Below are 2371 nucleotides of genomic sequence, written 5' to 3'. Positions count from 1 at the left end.
GGCCGGCAATCCGCAGCCCAGATCGTGCGCGCAGATGGCGGCAGCGGTGCTCGACGGCGCCGCCGTGCAGTCGGCCACCGAGGTCGCCGCCGGCAGCTTCTCGCCCAATGCCGGCACCACGCTGACCGTGCCCGCCTTCTGCCGCGTGCAGGCGGTGGCGCGGCCCAGCAGCGATTCGGAGATCCGCTTCGAAGTGTGGATTCCGGCCGCCGCGCAATGGAACGGCAAGCTGCTGGTGACCGGCAATGGCGGCTACAGCCCGGCGCTGGGCTACCGTGCGATGGCGATGGGGCTCGCGCGCGGCTACGCCACCGTCGGCGGCGATACCGGCCACCAGTCGGCCAATCCGAACGACATGCTGTTCGGCGTCAACCATCCGGAGAAGATCGTCGACTGGGGCACGCGCTCGATCCATGCCATCACGGTGCCGAGCAAACGGCTGGTCGCCGACATGCACGCGCGCGGCATCGAGCGCGCGTACTTCTACGGCTGCTCGACCGGCGGCCACCAGGGCTATGCCGAGGCGCAGCGCTATCCGGACGATTTCGACGGCATCATCGCCGGCGCGCCGGGCAACAACCGGGTGCGGCTCAATGCCGGCTTCCTGTGGCAATTCCTCGCCAACCACCGTCCCAACGACAATCTGTCGCCAATCATCCCGGCGGCCAAGCTGACGATGGTGACGCGCGCCGCGGTGGCGGCCTGCGATGCCGACGATGGCGTCACCGACGGCGTGGTCGACGATCCGCGGCAATGCGGCTTCGATCCGGCAACGCTGCAATGCAGCGGCGCCGATGCGGACAATTGCCTGACCGCCGAACAGGTGTCGGCGCTGAAGGCCATGTACGCAGGGCCGCGCAATCCGCGCACCGGGGAGCAGGTCTATCCCGGCTGGCCAAAGACCAGCGAGGCGCTGTTCACGGTGGCCGGCGCACCGGTAGGCTGGAACTCCTACTGGGGCACGACCGAGCCCACGCGCGCCGATTTCTGGCGCTACTGGGTCTTCGACAATCCGCAATGGAACTGGTGGACCTTCGATTTCGATCGCGACCTGGCCTATGCCGACGCCAAGGTCGGCACGATGGTCGATCAGACCAACGCCGATCTATCGGCCTTCAAGGCCGGCGGCGGCAAGCTGCTGGTCTACAACGGCTGGCAGGACCCGGTGGTCAACGCGGTCGATACCATCGCCTACTACGATCGCGTCAAGGCGGCGCAGGGCTCCCAAGCCGCCACCGACGCGTTCTTCCGGCTCTTCATGGTGCCCGGCATGGGGCACTGCTCGGGCGGGCCGGGTACCACGCAGTTCGGCAACGGCGATACGCCGGCGCCGGTGGTCGATGCGCAGCATGACATCCTGGAGGCGCTCGATGCCTGGGTCACGCGCGGGACGGCGCCGGAGCGCATCGTCGCTTCCGCGGTCAGCGGCGGCGCCGTGACGCGCACCCGGCCGCTGTGCCCGTATCCGCGCAAGGCGGTCTATCAGGGCAGCGGCAGCACCGACGATGCGGCCAATTTCACGTGCCGCTAGCGGGCAGCGTCCGCTGGAAGGGAGGCAGAAGTTGCAAGGCATGTAAGACCGTTCCGGGCCGGGACAAGGCACGGATCGCGACCGGCGGGGTCGACAACGCCCCGCCGCCGTGGTCCGCGCCTTGCTGCATGTCGGCTGGCGCCGATCCGGCGTCGACCGACCGAGGAGGGATGTCATGCCTCACGAGCAATATCAAGCCTGTATCGATGCCTGCACGCGCTGCGCGCAGGCCTGCCGTCACTGTGCGGCGTCCTGCCTGCAGGAACACGATGTGCAGAAGATGACCGAGTGCATCCGGCTGGACCTGGACTGTGCCGGCATTTGCGAACTTTCGGTGGCCTATATGTCGCGCGGCAGCGAGCATTCGCGCCAGCTATGTACGCTGTGCGCGCAGATCTGCGAGCGCTGCGCCGAGGAGTGCGCGCGCCATCAGGCCCAGCATTGCCAGCAATGCGCACAGGCCTGCCGCGATTGCGCGCAGGCGTGCCGGCAGATGGCGGCGTGACGGCGGCTTGCCGTTTGCGGTTTGCGGTTTGCGGGGCTGCGGGACCTTGCAGAGCCGGCGGAACCTGCCGCCAGGGAGTGGAGCGATGGCCGATGTCACCCATGATGCGGCACTGTGTCACATAGTGCACCGGCGCGTGGCGGTATATCGTCGCGCACCGGTTTCGCGTCCGCGACTCGCCATTCCGTCAGAACCTCATGCCCCGCGCCGCTCCGCCTTGCCCTGGACCGACCTCGCGCTACCGCGCATCCCATGCCGTTTCCGCGGCGCTGACGGCGGCGTCGCTGGCGTGGACATTCCCGCTGCTGGCGCAGACGGCCGACCGGGCCACTGAC

2 protein-coding genes are annotated in these 2371 nt (G+C 68.6%); both read left to right on the top strand.

The features are described 5' to 3' along the window. Positions 1-1531, top strand: a 1531-nt coding sequence (locus AC6EI8_RS26120; protein WP_498383339.1) for a tannase/feruloyl esterase family alpha/beta hydrolase, incomplete at its 5' end; no start/stop codon positions are given. A 175-nt stretch (positions 1532-1706) separates the two neighbouring features. Next, positions 1707-2036 carry a four-helix bundle copper-binding protein gene (locus AC6EI8_RS26115; protein WP_149317188.1) on the top strand — a complete coding sequence of 110 codons (330 nt, stop codon included), beginning with the start codon at positions 1707-1709 and terminating at the stop codon, positions 2034-2036. Positions 2037-2371 lie beyond the last annotated feature (335 nt).

The sequence above is a fragment of the Cupriavidus sp. R6-3 genome, assembly GCF_059772245.1.
The sequence above is the reverse complement of the archived record's forward strand: the minus strand, read 5'-3'. Positions and strand labels throughout refer to the sequence as shown.

Coding starts and splice junctions, on each gene's coding strand:
- AC6EI8_RS26115 (WP_149317188.1), top strand. CDS start 1,707: ATGCCTCACGAGCAATATCAAGCCTGTATCGATGCCTGCACGCGCTGC.